Raw genomic sequence first — 14,414 nt, forward strand, 5'->3', positions numbered from 1 at the left:
GTAGGCAGTGGTAGTAATACTGATATCCCTGAAATTATAGTTGGACCTCCGAGAGGTGGGGGAGGAATGTATTTCCCTCCTTACGACGGTGGAGGTGGAGGTGGATGTACAGCCTGCCCACCAGATCAAGGATCACCTTCTGGAGGATGCCCAAAATATGGAGGATGTACTAGCAGTGGAGGAAGTGGTATTGTAAATACCCCGCCGACTTCAACGAAAGATCCTTGTAGTAAACTAAAGGCACAAACGACAAGTACAGCTTATAAAGAAAAAATAGCAGCACTGGATAAACCGTCAGTTCTCAACCAAAAAAAAGAAACTGGTTTTTCTGAAAGTAAAAGCGGAACTTTTACACAGCTTCAACCTTCGGCTTCTACAAATAACTCCGATGGGATGATAGTGCCCGTTTCTTCTGATACTAAAGGGTATATACATACTCATGTGAATGACTATGAAACAGGAAAATATACCGACAATAATGAACCTTTAATAAATCAACCTATCAGGATGTTTTCTCCTGCCGATGTTAATACCCTAATGACTATGGCTGGATATTCTACAGATGGAAATTACGGTGACTTATATGGTACAATGGTTTCCAGTGATGGAAACTACACCATTAAATTTACCGGTACAGCCTCAGATATTAAAACTGGATTTAACACGGAACAATGGAGAAATAATTATAAAACTTTTATCGAAAAAGAAAATGGTACATTGGAAACTAAATTTTTAAGGTTCTTGAAAGAGAAAATGAATCTAAAAGGCGTAGAATTATACAAGATAAAAAGTAATGGCATTGTACAGAAAAAAACATTAAATTCAAACAACAAAGTGGACTCGAATGACTGTCCTTAACAATTTTAAAGCAAAAAAAATGAAAAATATTGTATTAATACTTATTATATTACTTAGCTTTTCATGTAAAGCACAATCGGTAATTTCATTGGAGCAAGCCTATGAGTATTCTAAATCTCCTGATGGACTTCCAGAAAGTGTAACATATGTTAAAGATATTAATAATAGATTGGATCAGTTTGTGGGAACATGGAAAGGCTCTTATGGCGGAAAAAACTATGAATTCCAGTTTATTAAGAAGATAAATTTTGGAGAATATTCTGTAAAGTGGGATGAGATTATTGGCCGGTTTATGGTAAAAGATAATGCAGGAAATGTATTGTATAATACATTAAATGAGATAAATGACAATAATACTTATTTCTGGGGAGCTAGATTACAAAACAGAGCCTATGAAATGAGTTTTGTAGGTAACTACGATTGTCTGGAATCTGGAAGTGTATATATAGAAATAAGAATTAACAATACCAATGAAATGAAATTGTTTTACTCTCAGGATAAAGATGGCATCCTAAATCCTGCAAAATGCCCTAATTTTAACACTTATGTTCCATTGCTGCCTACTGAAACAATGATATTGACAAGACAATAGCATAAAGCCTCTGCAAAGAGGCTTTAAATATCAATAATGAAAAACAGATTATTTATACTCACATTATTTTTAATAATTATTTCGTGCAAAGCACAAGTAATAGGAACATTGGAACAATTCGAGGAATGCTCAAAGCGACCAAACCGTGATCAAGATGGCTGTCCAGATTTGGAAAATATAACTTACGTAAAAGACACCAATAACAGACTTGATCAGTTTGTTGGAACTTGGAAGGGATCAGCTAATGGAAAGCAATATGAAGTAAAATTGGAAAAGAAAATTAATTATAAAGATGACCCAAGCGATGTCAGATCATTTGATAGAATAATTGGGAGAATCCTGATAAAAGATAGTTCTGGAAATATTATTTATAATTCTATGAACAAGTCTGATAAGGATACCTATTTTTTCGGAGATAATTTTCAAAATAGATCCTATCTTATGTATTTTGTAGGAAATTATAATTGTTTAGAAGCTGGAAATGTATTCATTGAGACAAGAATTAATAATCCCAATGAAATGAAATTGTTCTATTCTCAGGATAAGGATGGTATCCTAAATCCTGCAAAATGCCCTAATTTTAGCACTTATGTTCCATTTTTGCCTACCCAAACAATGATATTGACAAAACAATAGCATAAAGCCTCTGCAAAGAGGCTTTAAATACCAATAATGAAAAGCAAATTATTTATACTCACATTATTTTTAATAGTTATTTCGTGCAAAGCACAGGTAATAGGAACATTGGAACAATTTGAAGAATGTCAAAAAAGAGCTAATCGAGATGAAGGTTGCCCTGATTTGGAAAATATCACCTATGTAAAAGATACTAACAATAGATTGAATCAGTTTGTCGGTATATGGAAAGGAAATTTTGAAAACAAACAATATGAAATACATTTTGAAAAAAAAGTTCAATTTGGTGAAGACATAAAGTGGGATCGGATTTTTGGTAGAATGGTTATTAAAAATAATTCTGGTAATATTATCTATAATTCATTGAATGAATCAGATCAAAATATTTCTTTTTTTGGAGGCAATTTCCAGAATAAGGCTTATGTTATGCATTTTGTAGGTAACTATGCTTGTCTGGAATCCGGTAATGTTTTTGTTGAGGTAAAGGTTAACAATCCCAATGAAATGACATTATTCTATTCTCAGGATAAAGATGGTCTTCTAAACCCTGCAAAATGTCCTAATTTTAGTAGCTTTATACCATTGCTTCCAACTGATAAAATGATACTGATAAAGCAATAAAATGTATCAAAAAATTCTACATCTGTTTCTATGTTTTGTGAGCATTTATAATTTTTCACAGTTAAAAAAAGATAGCATAGTTTTCATAGGAGAAAAAATTTCTGAAGAAAGTTATTCTCCTCCTAAAATAGTAAATGATACTTTGAAAGTTGTCTATCTCGATTATGCAATAAAAGTAAAGTACCATATTTTAAACAAATTAAGGGATAACTATGATAGTGATACAATAGAATTTATCTCTTTTGATCATTATGGAGATTTTAATTTTACTAAACCTAAGTATGTCCTTTTATCTGTTAAAAAAACATCTGATGGAAGCTTTTATCTTCCAAAATATGAATATAAGACTGTTGCAAAATCAATTGATGGAAAATGGGCATTTAGAGGAAATGATATCAGACTAGATAAAGAATTAATGAGTAAAGTTGTCTTTCAGCCAATGTTATTTGAAGAAAATTTTTCTTATATCATTAAGTCTAAAAAAAGACTAAGAAAAAGATTTCCTAAAGCTTATTATAAAAGAGAAAATAACAAAATGGTTCCAATAAAAGGAGTATATGTTGATCAATTATATAAATAAAAGCCTCTTCGGAGGCTTTAAATACCAATAATGAAAAGCAGATTATTTATACTCACATTATTTTTAATAGTTATTTCGTGCAGGACACAAACAATTAGACTGAAACAATTATCAGAATGCCAAACTGGTTTATATCCTTATCCAAGCTATACCAATGTAAAAGAGATATAAATGGAAAAGACTTGTATAAGTGATTCGAAAAATAGAATATTATCATTAAAATAAAATATTCATCAAAGTGATCAGCATATTGGTCACTTTTTTTATTTGTATTACTTTTGCGTGATGCGTATTTTTAAGATCTTAGCTTTTATTATTGTTCTTTTAGGAGGAGCTTATGCTGCCTCCATGTACTATTTTGTGGATGAGAGTAAAAATTTCACCATTGAAAAAGAAATTGATTACCCTATAGATAAGGTCTTTGGACAGTTTAATAATCTTCAGCACTTTACGAGATGGAACAATTATTTCACCAGTTCACAGTCTATGGATATAGATTATTATATGCCTTATGAAGGACAGGGAAGTGCGATCAGCTATGTAGATCCTAAGAATGATACCGATGGAGAAATGTTCATCCGGTATGAAAATCCTAATAAGACGTTGAAATACCAGCTTTTTGAAGATGAAAATGAAAATCCAACCCTGGTAGATGTTAAATTTAAGTCTGTATCAGCTGAAAAAACAAAAATCATATGGTATGTGCATACCCCAAAACTTTCTGTATGGAAAAGAGTGGGGAATTTTTGGACGGAAGACAGATTTGCTGAGAACATTACCAAAAGTATGGTGAATTTAAAGAATGTTTTAGGAAATAAAGTGGAGAAAGACAATCAGATGGCTGCCATAAAATATGACAGTCTGATGGTTGAAAATGAAGAAGATAAGCTGCTTCTGGGTGTCAATGTGAGTACCTCCAACAAAAAAGATGCGCTTTACAAGAATATCGTTATGAATTATAACAAAATGTATAATTTCGTAACCATGGACCTTGGGAAAAAAGACGATGAATTCGGGTATCCTATCTTAATGACGGATGCGGATAACTATAAAGACAAAGAAGTTTCTTACTTTCTGGGGATCCCACTTTCTAAAAAAATTGGAGTGACAGACAATAATTTCAACTTCAGAACTGTAAATCCGTCCCAAAATTATGTGATGTACTATAAGGGGAGCTATGACGGCAGAATTAAGGCCATTCAGCAGCTGATTCAGAAAGCAAAGAAGGATGAGATGCGTTTTGGGGATATTCGTCAGACTTTCATTGAACGTCCGATGGAAGGACAGGAGGTGAACATGAAGCTCTCATTATCAGTCTTTAAATGATTTTTTTTTTCTTAATTTTTTTTAACGGTTTGAGACTGTTCTAAGTCGGTTTTTTTTATTAAATTTGAAGATTAATTCTACAAATAAATTTTAATAAATAGATAAACTGTAATAATGGACAGATTTTCATTCCTAAACGCAGCTCATTCTCAGTTAATTGAGGATTTATACCAACAGTACTTAAAATTCCCGGATTCTTTAGAGCCATCATGGAAAGCCTTCTTTCAAGGTTTCGATTTTGCTTTGGAGAACTACGGTGATGACGATAACATCCAATTTATTCAGGCTCCGGCCAACGCTGCTCCTGCAGTACAACAGATTTCTCAGGCGGTATCAAATGGAGAGGTTCCTGAGCACATCAAAAAGGAATTTAAGGTGGTAAACCTTATTGAGGCATATAGAACAAGAGGGCACTTGTTCACAAAGACAAACCCTGTAAGAGAGAGGAGGCACTATACTCCTACTTTAGATATCGAGAATTTCGGTCTTACTAAAGAGGATTTAAATACAAAATTCAACTGTGCTGTAGAAACAGGAATGAAAGAACCTGCTACTTTAGCAGATTTGATCAAGCATCTGGAAAATATCTACTGTGATTCTATCGGGGTAGAATATACTTACATCAACAATGTTGAAGAAAAAGATTTTATTAAAAAATGGCTTCAGGTAAATGAAAACCACCCAAGCCTTTCTGCAAATGAAAAAACAGAAATTTTATTGAAATTGAATCAGGCGGTTGCGTTTGAAAACTATCTTCATACAAAATTCGTTGGACAAAAAAGATTCTCTCTGGAAGGAGGAGAGTCATTAATCCCTGCATTAGACCAATTGATCTCCAGATCTTCCCAATTAGGGGTAGATGAGGTAGTGTTGGGAATGGCACACAGAGGAAGATTAAATGTATTGTCCAATATCTTTGGAAAGTCTTACAAACAAATCTTCTCAGAATTTGAAGGAAAAGAATTTGAAGAAGATGTATTCTCTGGTGACGTTAAATATCACTTAGGATCATCTAAAAAAATTAAAACAGCTTCAGGAGAGGAAGTTTGTATCAACCTGACTCCAAACCCATCTCACCTGGAAACTGTAGCGGCTCTTGTAGAAGGAATCTGCCGTGCAAAAGTAGATGATAAATACAAAGACTATTCTAAAGTTTTACCAATCATCATTCACGGTGACGGAGCTATTGCAGGACAGGGTATTGCTTATGAAGTAGCACAGATGATGACACTGGAAGGATATAAAACAGGAGGTACTGTTCATATCGTTGTCAACAACCAGGTATCTTTCACCACGAACTTCCTTGATGCAAGATCTTCAACATACTGTACAGACATTGCAAAAGTTACAGAATCTCCTGTAATGCACGTAAATGCTGACGATGCTGAAGCGGTAGTTCATGCGATCCATTTTGCTGCTGATTTCAGAGCTAAATTCGGAAAAGATGTTTATATCGATCTTTTAGGATATAGAAAATATGGTCATAACGAAGGGGATGAGCCTAGATTTACACAGCCTAATCTGTACAAAGCGATTTCCAAGCACCAGAACCCAAGAGAAATTTATAAAGATAAATTAATCCAGGACAGCGTAATCTCTAACGACATCATCAAAAAGATGGAGGTAGACTTCAAAGCTTTATTAGATAAAGATTTTGATGCTTCTAAAGAGATCGAGAAAAATGTTATGGATTTATTCATGGCTGAAGACTGGATGAACTATCCTATCGGAAAGAGAGGTGTAGTTCAGGCTCCGGTAGATACCAAATATGATATCGCTAAGCTGAAGGAATTAGCTCTTAAAATGTCAACACTTCCTGCAGATAAAAAGTTCATCAATAAAATCACAAGACTTTTCGAAAACCGTATCAAAGCGATTGAAGGAAACTCTTTAGATTGGGCAGTAGGAGAATGGTTAGCATATGCTACACTTCTTGTAGAAGGGCATAATGTAAGAATCTCCGGAGAAGATGTGGAAAGAGGTACATTCTCTCACAGACATGCTGTCGTAAAAACTGAAGATACAGAAGAAGAATATATCCCATTAAGACACGTATCAGAAAGCAGATTTGATGCATTCAATTCTCACCTTTCAGAATATGGAGTTTTAGGTTTCGATTACGGATATGCGATGGCTTCTCCTAATACATTAACCATCTGGGAAGCTCAGTTTGGTGATTTCGTTAACGGAGCTCAGATTATCGTTGACCAGTACTTAGCTGCTGCAGAAGAAAAATGGAAACTTCAAAACGGATTGGTAATGTTATTGCCTCACGGTTCAGAAGGACAAGGTGCAGAACACTCTTCAGCAAGACTGGAAAGATTCTTAACACTTTGTGCTAATGAAAATATGGTAGTCGCTAATATTACTTCACCAGCCAACTACTTCCACTTATTGAGAAGACAGTTGAAATGGGCATTCAGAAAGCCATTGATCGTAATGAGCCCTAAATCTTTATTGAGACACCCGAAAGTGGTTTCTCCTCTTGAAGATTTTGCAAACGGTTCATTCCAGCCTATCTTAGACGATCCTACAGTAGATCCTAAAAAAGTAGAAAAACTAGTTCTTTGTTCAGGTAAACTGTACTTCGAATTATTAGCGAAGAAAGAAGAACTGAATTGTGAAAATATTGCATTAGTAAGATTTGAGCAGTTATATCCACTTCAGACAGATGCTATCGAAGAGATCTTCAACAAATATAGCAACAGAACACAGCTTGTTTGGGCTCAGGAAGAACCTGAAAATATGGGAGCTTGGTCTTATATCCTGAGAAACTTCAGAGATACAGGAATCCAGGTCGTATCTCCTGTACCAAGCGGTGCTCCGGCTCCAGGTAGCCACAAAATGTTTGAGAAAAACCAAAATGCAGTGATCAACAGAGTTTTCGATAGAGATGATGCTCCTGCAAAAAGACCTGTTACAGCTTAATTAAAATAATATCCATTAAAAAATAAAAAATACTCGATATGTCAGTTTTAGAAATGAAAGTTCCTTCACCGGGCGAATCCATTACAGAAGTTGAAATTGCAACTTGGCTTGTAAAAGATGGTGATTATGTAGAAAAAGATCAACCTATCGCTGAAGTAGACTCAGACAAGGCAACTCTTGAATTACCTGCAGAACAAAGTGGTATCATCACTTTAAAAGCAGAAGAAGGAGATGTAGTACAAGTAGGTCAGGTTGTTTGTTTAATTGATATGGATGCTGCAAGACCAGAAGGAAACGCTCCTGCTGCTGAAGCTCCAAAGCAAGAAGAAGCTCCTAAAGCTGCTGAACCGGCTAAACAGGAAGCACCAAAACCAGCTGCTCCAGTTGCTGCTCCACAAACTTACGCAACAGGGGCTCCATCTCCAGCTGCTAAGAAAATCCTTGACGAAAAAGGAATTAATGCAGGACAGGTTTCAGGAAGCGGAAGAGACGGAAGAATCACTAAAACTGATGCTGAATTGGCTGCAGTTCCTGCATTAGGAGGAAGTCCTCTTACAGCTACAGGTGCAAGATCTACAACCACAACAAAGCTTTCTGTTCTTAGAAGAAAAATCGCTCAAAGATTGGTTTCTGTAAAGAATGAAACTGCGATGTTAACCACTTTCAACGAAGTTGACATGTCTGAAATTTTCAGACTAAGAAAGCAATATAAAGAAGAATTTGCTCAAAAACACGGAGTAGGACTTGGTTTCATGTCTTTCTTTACTAAAGCTGTTACAAGAGCATTGGAAATGTATCCGGATGTTAATGCATCTATCGATGGAGATTTCAAAATAAACTATGATTTCTGTGATATTTCAATTGCAGTTTCTGGTCCTAAAGGATTAATGGTTCCTGTATTGAGAAATGCAGAAAACATGACTTTCAGCGGAGTTGAAGCAAACATCAAAGATCTTGCTACAAAAGTAAGAGACGGAAAAATTACTGTTGATGAAATGACAGGTGGTACATTTACAATCACTAACGGTGGTACATTTGGATCTATGTTGTCTACACCAATCATCAACCCTCCTCAATCTGCAATCTTAGGAATGCACAACATCATCCAGAGACCGGTTGCTGTTGACGGGCAGGTGGTAATCAGACCAATGATGTATGTGGCTATGTCTTATGACCACAGAATTATTGACGGAAAAGAATCTGTAGGATTCCTTGTAGCCGTAAAAGAAGGTATCGATAATCCTGTTGCAGTATTAATGGGAGGTGACGAAAGAAAAGGCCTTGGATTATAAGTTTTAATAAAATTATAATGTAAATATATAATCTCGCCTTAAAAAAGGCGAGATTTTTGTATCTGTTAAGAAAATACTACAATGATGTTTTCAAAAATGACTTCCAATATCAAAGTTTCAGTAATACCTGAATATGATAGTAAAAACAGTTTTCCATCCGAGAACCGTTATGTCTTTAAGTATAATATTACGATAGAAAATGACGGAAGCTTTCCTATCAAAGTACTTAAAAGAAAATGGTTAATTTTTGATGTAGGTTTTGGATATACTGAGATTATAGGTGACGGAGTAATTGGATTAACTCCGGAAATAGGAACAGGCGAAAATTTCGCTTATTTCTCAAACGTAATGCTTCGGTCCGGTGTAGGGAATATGAGCGGGAAATATCAGGTTAAAAACCTGGAAACCCAGGAAACTTTTGAGATTGATATCCCCAAATTCAATCTGCTCTCCGAAGTTTTAAGTAATTAATTATTTTTTTAATAAACTTATATCTGCTGATGCCACCTTTATACTTAATTTCTAGGAAATAAATACTCTTAGGCAGATAGAGCCTTCTATCTGGAATGAGAGGAATTTTGAAGGATGAGTTTCCTTCAGCATTGTAAACTTTTATTCATGCAATAGGGTTTATCCCTCTAATAACCTTATTTTGTATATACCTCCCGGTTTTATACAGAATTACGTGTATATCCCATAAAGAATGCCCGAGAAGGTGGAGTTTTTTTAGCTATAGTTTCTTTACGTACTTTTTCAATACAGATTCATCTATTTCCTCATTGCTGGTGATAATTAATTTTTCAAATGCTAATAAGGCAATTTTTGCACAAACTTCAGCATCAGCTCCGGCCCTGTGGTGATTAAAATTGATCTGATGGTATTCTGCAAGAGGTTTTAATCCGTATTTTGGAAGGTAATTCCATGATTTTTTTGCGAGCTGTATACTGCACAAATAGTTTAATTTGGGCGTAAACATACCGTAATGTTCAAAGCAGCCTCTTAAAACAGATGCGTCAAAGCTTGCATTATGGGCAATCATTAATGTTCCGTACATTAAATCCTGAGCTTCATGCCAAATTTCGTCAAAAGTAGGAGCATCCTTTACATCTTCGGGCTGTATACCATGTACAGCAACATTGAATTTGTTAAAATAGGGGAAACTGGGAGGTTTGATCAGCCAGGTTCTCGTTTCTACAATTTTAGAATCCTGTACCACGCAGATTCCCATCTCACATGCTGAACTTTTCTCGTGAGTTGCCGTTTCAAAATCTATTGCACAGAAATCCATTGTTTATAAATTATAAGTTACTGTTAATTATTTAGTTACTTGTTTCGGGTGTTGATTCTATAGTCTGGAATTAAATATTCTAGGGAGTGGGTTTAAGGTGGCTGAAGAGATTTTCCAGTTAATCATAGTACAGATATTTACTTTTCCTTATTCCCTGGAATCTATCATCTATCACTTGCTACTTTCCACCCAAAAAATGCTTAAAAATAAGCCATTTCGATTGATAAAACTGATTCTTCTGGTGTTTCTGACGTAGTTTCAGGGTTCCTGGAAGTTGACCGTAAAACCCAAAATGAGCTCTCACTACTGCCCATAAATGAGGAAAACCATGCTTTAATCCGAAATAGATTCCCGCAATACCATCCAGACAAAGCCGGAAAAATATCACCCAGATCAGTCTTGGAAAAGGAAGGTTTTTAAGCATCATTGAAAGATTATTTCTGATGTTCAGGTAAGTCTTTTGAGCACTTTGCTTATTCAGTGTTCCGCCACCTACATGATAGACTTTGGATTTTCCTGTATAAAAAATCTTTTTCCCGGAGTTAATGAGTCTCCAGCATAAATCAATTTCTTCCTGATGGGCAAAAAATCTTTCATCAAAACCATTTTGTTCCCAAAAATCTTTTGAGCGGATAAAAAAACAGCATCCTGAAGCCCAGAAAATCTCTGTTTCATCATCATACTGGCCCTTATCTTCTTCCAGGTCATCAAATACTCTTCCTCTGCAGTAAGGATAGCCTAGATTGTCAATCAGACCCCCTCCGGCACCTGCGAATTCAAAATAGTTTTTATGAGTATAGGATAGTATTTTAGGCTGAACAGCTGAAATATCAGAATTCTTTTCCAATATTTCCATTACAGGTTCTATCCAGTTATCAGTAACTTCTACATCAGAATTGAGAAGACAGTAACATTCATTCTTAATTTCCTTTAATCCCTCATTATAGCCTCCTGCAAAACCATAATTCTTATGATTTTTAATGATCTTTACTGATGGAAAATGGATATTTAAAAACTCTATAGAATCGTCTGTTGAAAGGTTATCAATGACGTAAATATCTGCATTTTGAGAAAATTCAACTACATTCGGTAGAAATTTTTCAAGCCAGTTTTTGCCGTTCCAGTTTAAGATAGCAACTGCCAGTTTTTTCTGCATGTCAATCTATTTTTTTTCAGAATCAAAAGTTTTGATAGAATCCTGATATTTCCATTTTCTGTGAGACCATAGATAATTATCCGGATTTTTGTGTAAAGTGTTTTCCAACAAGTGGTGAAACTTTTTTACAACTTCATGCTCTACAAATTTTTCATTGTCCGGGTATATTCTGTGATAGTTGACCTGATAATAACCTCGCTTTACCTTCTTCATCTCGCAATAAATAAAAGCAAGATCCATTCTTGTTGCCAGTTTATCATATCCGATAAAAACAGGGGTCCTTTGATTCAGAAATTCCAATCCGTAATTGACATGAGAAGAATGCGGGGTCTGGTCTGCAACAAACATGTAGATAGAATTCCCGTCATTTTTATTCCTGAAAATATTAAGAATTACTTCATTGGCTTCCAAAGCCTCATTACCGAACTTGTTACGGACTTTTTTCATCTGGTTTTCCCAGAAATCACTATTCACCTTTCTGTAAACCGGATGACAGTGCTCCTGAGGAACAATTTTTGCCAATGCATTAATCCATTCCCAGTTGAAAACATGCCCTGCAAGGAGAATGATATTTTTACCCTCCTTTTGAACTTCATGAAATACATCCTGATTAATATGTTGCATTCTTACTCTCGCCTCTGTTTCAGAGATGCTGAAAGATTTTATGGTTTCTACAAGATAGTCTGAGAAATTCCGGTAAAACATTTTCCGTATTTTACTAATCTCCTCTTCAGATTTATCTGGAAAAGAGTTCTTTAGATTTTGAGTAATCACATTCTTTCTGTAACCTACCAGATAATAGTTTAAGAAGAACATAACGTCCGAAAAAACGTACAATACTTTAAGCGGAAGTTTGGAAATGAAATATAATATTTTGATCAGGTAATTCATAAAACACGCAAATTTAGTGATAATAAAATTATGGTTCTATTTTTGCAGAAGGATAATATTATTTTTTTATTTTTATGTTATGAAAAAAATAGCAATATTGGCTTTCCTGGGATTAAGTATTTTTGCTTTTTCACAGGATATAAAGAATTTACCGGATAAAGGTAAACAGAAAACAGCTCTTATAGTTCCTACAGAACAAAAAGAACTGGAAGCGAAGAAAAAGGCTGCTGAGGAAAAAGCTAAGCTTCCTAAGCCTTATAATCCAAAAGCTGACGCTCAGGCAGATATTAATAAACTGGTGGCACAAGCTCAGAAAGAAGGTAAAAATATTATGATTCAGGCAGGAGGGAACTGGTGTATCTGGTGTCTCCGTTTTAATAATTTTGTGCAGACTACTCCTGAATTAAAAGAAATGGTAGATAAAAACTATTTATATTATCACCTGAATTATTCTCCGGATAATAAAAACGAAAAAGTTTTTGCTCAATATGATAATCCTGGTGAAAAATTTGGATATCCGGTATTTATTGTATTGGATAAAAATGGAAAGATGATTAAAGTTCAGCAGAGCGATGTCTTTGAAGATGGAAAAGGATACAGTAAAGAAAAGGTCAAAGACTTTTTCAATACCTGGGCTCCTAAAGGATAAAACTAAAAAAAGCTGTTTCAATAATGAAGCAGCTTTTTTATTTTACTGAAAATCATGAAATTAAAATCTTTATAACGTAATCTGGATAATCTCTGGAACCTTATAAAAACCTTTTGATCCAGCTTAATTTTTTCTCAGAATAGGGTGGGTATTTAATATTAGGTTCACCCCAGGTTGTTTTTTCCAGAACAGACTTCTGATGTGAAAAAGTTTCAAAACCAAATTTTCCATGGTAATTTCCAATTCCTGAATTTCCGACTCCTCCAAACGGAAGGTTGTCATTACTTAAATGCATGACAGTATCATTGATACATCCGCCTCCAAAGGAAAGTTTCCTGGTAAACAGTTCTTTTTCTTCTGCATTATTGGTAAAAAGATAGGCGGCAAGAGGTTTTTCCAGCTCCAGAATAGAATTAAGGGCTGAGTTAAAGCTTTGAAAACTGATAACCGGAAGAATCGGGCCAAAGATTTCTTCCTGCATAATATCTTCGTTCCAATCTGAATTATTCAGAATGGTGGGTTCTATATATAGTTTTTCTTCATCAAAATGACCTCCGAAATATACGTTCTCCGGATGAATAAGATGGATCAGTCGCTGAAAATTCTTCCGGTTAATAATTCTTGTATACTGCTCTGAATCCGGTTCGTATTTAAATTCTTTGATATATTTCCTGAGCATTTCCATAAACTGTTCCTGTATAGACTCTTCAAGTAGTACATAATCCGGGGCTACACAGGTTTGTCCGGCATTCAGAAACTTTCCCCATACAATTCTTTTGGCAGCAACTTCAAGATTAGCCTCTTTAGTTACAATGGCAGGAGATTTTCCTCCCAATTCAAGGACTACAGGAGTTAAATGTTCGGCAGCAGCTTTATAGATGATTTTTCCAACTTTAGTACTTCCTGTAAAAAATATTTTATCAAACTTTAAGTGTAAAAGTGCTGTTGTTTCATCAATACCTCCTTCGTATACATACAGATAGTCAGAAGGAAAGTTTTCATTGATGATTGTTGCCATGGCCATCATGGTATTTTCTGCTATTTCGCTGGGCTTTAAAATACAGCAGTTACCCGCAGCAATAGCAGCAATAAGAGGGGAGAGCGACAGCTGATAAGGATAGTTCCAGGCACCTATAACCAATATACATCCCAGCGGATCCGAATAAATTTTACTGCTTCCAAGCTGATTGACAAGATTGGTACCTACTTTCTTAGGTTTAGAAAGAGATTTCAGGTTTTTTAAATAATAGTCAATATCCTTTAATAAAAAAGAAATCTCTGTGGTAAAGGTGTCAAATTTAGATTTTCCAAAATCTTTGTTAATTGCTTCATACAGCATGTCCTCATTGGCTATGAGAAGGTTTCGGAGCTTTTCAAGATACATTTTCCTGAATGCAATATTCTTGGTCTGCTGTGTTTTAAAAAAATCTTTTTGTCCCTGTAAAATCTTTTCAATTTCCATACTATGCTTTGTATTTAAACGTAGATATTTGTTCAGTATTGCCGTTTTAATCAACGAACAATAAGCTGGCCAAAGTTGAAAGGGACTCAGAAACGGGATTCGGAAGAGGATTACGGATTACTGAAACGTCAATGC

Annotated in this window: 13 protein-coding genes and 1 pseudogene; 10 read left to right on the forward strand and 4 right to left on the reverse strand. The window is 35.0% G+C overall.

The annotated features are described in order from the left end of the window. The 9 genes and pseudogenes from DRF57_RS23765 to apaG all read left to right on the forward strand — a co-directional run. Positions 1-858: pseudogene (locus tag DRF57_RS23765) on the forward strand (hypothetical protein); the annotation flags it as partial. Between the two features lie 19 nt (positions 859-877). Then, positions 878-1,450 (forward strand): DUF6705 family protein, encoded by a 573-nt coding sequence (locus DRF57_RS22235; RefSeq protein WP_115920946.1) that lies wholly within the window; start codon positions 878-880, stop codon positions 1,448-1,450. Between the two features lie 36 nt (positions 1,451-1,486). After that, a complete protein-coding gene (locus DRF57_RS22240) occupies positions 1,487-2,086 on the forward strand; it encodes a DUF6705 family protein (RefSeq protein ID WP_115920924.1) in 600 nt (199 codons plus the stop codon). A 36-nt stretch (positions 2,087-2,122) separates the two neighbouring features. Further along, positions 2,123-2,707: a DUF6705 family protein gene (locus DRF57_RS22245; protein ID WP_115920926.1), complete on the forward strand. Its 585-nt coding sequence runs from the start codon at positions 2,123-2,125 to the stop codon at positions 2,705-2,707. 1 nt (position 2,708) lies between these two features. Continuing rightward, positions 2,709-3,287: a hypothetical protein gene (locus tag DRF57_RS22250; RefSeq protein WP_123863373.1), complete on the forward strand. Its 579-nt coding sequence runs from the start codon at positions 2,709-2,711 to the stop codon at positions 3,285-3,287. Positions 3,288-3,572: 285 nt separating this feature from the next. Next, a complete protein-coding gene (locus DRF57_RS22255) occupies positions 3,573-4,613 on the forward strand; it encodes an SRPBCC domain-containing protein (RefSeq protein ID WP_084083863.1) in 1,041 nt (346 codons plus the stop codon). Positions 4,614-4,727: 114 nt separating this feature from the next. Beyond that, positions 4,728-7,541 carry a 2-oxoglutarate dehydrogenase E1 component gene (locus DRF57_RS22260; RefSeq protein WP_115920930.1) on the forward strand — a complete coding sequence of 938 codons (2,814 nt, stop codon included), beginning with the start codon at positions 4,728-4,730 and terminating at the stop codon, positions 7,539-7,541. Positions 7,542-7,579: 38 nt separating this feature from the next. Further along, positions 7,580-8,833 (forward strand): 2-oxoglutarate dehydrogenase complex dihydrolipoyllysine-residue succinyltransferase, encoded by a 1,254-nt coding sequence (odhB, locus tag DRF57_RS22265; RefSeq protein ID WP_047490993.1) that lies wholly within the window; start codon positions 7,580-7,582, stop codon positions 8,831-8,833. A gap of 81 nt (positions 8,834-8,914) precedes the next feature. Continuing rightward, the gene (gene apaG, locus DRF57_RS22270) at positions 8,915-9,304 is read left to right on the forward strand and encodes a Co2+/Mg2+ efflux protein ApaG (protein ID WP_047490990.1); all 390 of its coding nucleotides are present in this window, start codon (positions 8,915-8,917) and stop codon (positions 9,302-9,304) included. Positions 9,305-9,563: 259 nt separating this feature from the next. On the opposite strand, the gene DRF57_RS22275 is transcribed toward apaG, so the two are convergent. The 3 genes from DRF57_RS22275 to DRF57_RS22285 form a co-directional block, all read right to left on the reverse strand. Then, entirely contained in the window at positions 9,564-10,121 is a 558-nt protein-coding gene (locus DRF57_RS22275) for a 3'-5' exonuclease (RefSeq protein ID WP_084083867.1), read from the reverse strand. A 178-nt stretch (positions 10,122-10,299) separates the two neighbouring features. Then, entirely contained in the window at positions 10,300-11,277 is a 978-nt protein-coding gene (locus tag DRF57_RS22280) for a glycosyltransferase family 2 protein (protein ID WP_115920932.1), read from the reverse strand. Between the two features lie 6 nt (positions 11,278-11,283). Then, the gene (locus DRF57_RS22285; RefSeq protein ID WP_047490982.1) at positions 11,284-12,168 is read right to left on the reverse strand and encodes a lysophospholipid acyltransferase family protein; all 885 of its coding nucleotides are present in this window, start codon (positions 12,166-12,168) and stop codon (positions 11,284-11,286) included. A gap of 79 nt (positions 12,169-12,247) precedes the next feature. Between DRF57_RS22285 and DRF57_RS22290 the strand changes: the two genes are divergently transcribed. Further along, on the forward strand, positions 12,248-12,817 hold the full coding sequence (locus DRF57_RS22290; RefSeq protein ID WP_047490980.1) for a thioredoxin family protein: 570 nt from the start codon (positions 12,248-12,250) through the stop codon (positions 12,815-12,817). 100 nt (positions 12,818-12,917) lie between these two features. Here DRF57_RS22290 and DRF57_RS22295 read toward each other — a convergent pair whose 3' ends face one another. After that, positions 12,918-14,315, reverse strand: a complete 1,398-nt coding sequence (locus tag DRF57_RS22295) for an aldehyde dehydrogenase (RefSeq protein ID WP_373866367.1) — start codon at positions 14,313-14,315, stop codon at positions 12,918-12,920. Positions 14,316-14,414 lie beyond the last annotated feature (99 nt).

The organism is Chryseobacterium rhizosphaerae, assembly GCF_003385455.1.
Classification (GTDB): domain Bacteria; phylum Bacteroidota; class Bacteroidia; order Flavobacteriales; family Weeksellaceae; genus Chryseobacterium; species Chryseobacterium rhizosphaerae.

What these genes read in the sequence shown, in the direction of transcription:
- DRF57_RS22255 (WP_084083863.1), top strand. Translation starts at nt 3,573, where the DNA reads ATGCGTATTTTTAAGATCTTAGCTTTTATTATTGTTCTTTTAGGAGGA.
- DRF57_RS22280 (WP_115920932.1), bottom strand. Translation starts at nt 11,277, where the DNA reads ATGCAGAAAAAACTGGCAGTTGCTATCTTAAACTGGAACGGCAAAAAC.
- odhB (WP_047490993.1), top strand. Translation starts at nt 7,580, where the DNA reads ATGTCAGTTTTAGAAATGAAAGTTCCTTCACCGGGCGAATCCATTACA.
- DRF57_RS22260 (WP_115920930.1), top strand. Translation starts at nt 4,728, where the DNA reads ATGGACAGATTTTCATTCCTAAACGCAGCTCATTCTCAGTTAATTGAG.
- DRF57_RS22250 (WP_123863373.1), top strand. Translation starts at nt 2,709, where the DNA reads ATGTATCAAAAAATTCTACATCTGTTTCTATGTTTTGTGAGCATTTAT.
- DRF57_RS22290 (WP_047490980.1), top strand. Translation starts at nt 12,248, where the DNA reads ATGAAAAAAATAGCAATATTGGCTTTCCTGGGATTAAGTATTTTTGCT.
- apaG (WP_047490990.1), top strand. Translation starts at nt 8,915, where the DNA reads ATGATGTTTTCAAAAATGACTTCCAATATCAAAGTTTCAGTAATACCT.
- DRF57_RS22285 (WP_047490982.1), bottom strand. Translation starts at nt 12,168, where the DNA reads ATGAATTACCTGATCAAAATATTATATTTCATTTCCAAACTTCCGCTT.
- DRF57_RS22245 (WP_115920926.1), top strand. Translation starts at nt 2,123, where the DNA reads ATGAAAAGCAAATTATTTATACTCACATTATTTTTAATAGTTATTTCG.
- DRF57_RS22275 (WP_084083867.1), bottom strand. Translation starts at nt 10,121, where the DNA reads ATGGATTTCTGTGCAATAGATTTTGAAACGGCAACTCACGAGAAAAGT.
- DRF57_RS22235 (WP_115920946.1), top strand. Translation starts at nt 878, where the DNA reads ATGAAAAATATTGTATTAATACTTATTATATTACTTAGCTTTTCATGT.
- DRF57_RS22240 (WP_115920924.1), top strand. Translation starts at nt 1,487, where the DNA reads ATGAAAAACAGATTATTTATACTCACATTATTTTTAATAATTATTTCG.